Annotated in this window: 1 pseudogene; it reads left to right on the top strand. The window is 56.8% G+C overall.

From position 1 onward, the window contains the following. Window positions 1–229, top strand: a pseudogene (locus HK25_RS13165) (hypothetical protein); the annotation flags it as partial.

The following is a 229-nucleotide window of genomic DNA, read 5'->3' as shown; positions in this document are numbered from 1 at the left end:
CAGCAGCGCAGAACGCAGCACAAACTGCTGCAAACGCAGCGACAGCCGCGGGCAATAATGCAGCAGCTACCGTTTCAGCAATGCGTGGTGTTGCAGGCGGTGTGGCCGCTCTTGATAGTGCAGGCCATCTGGCGCTGAGTGATGGTGCAAAACTGGTCTCAGTTCTGACTGTCACGTCAGCAACCCAGTCAACGCCGTCCATACTCTCACCTGATATCCCGCTTTCTGA

The organism is Acetobacter sp. DsW_059 (assembly GCF_002153695.1).
GTDB lineage: Bacteria > Pseudomonadota > Alphaproteobacteria > Acetobacterales > Acetobacteraceae > Acetobacter > Acetobacter thailandicus.
Note: the sequence above shows the minus strand (reverse complement) of the source record. Positions and strands in the feature narration are given on the sequence as shown.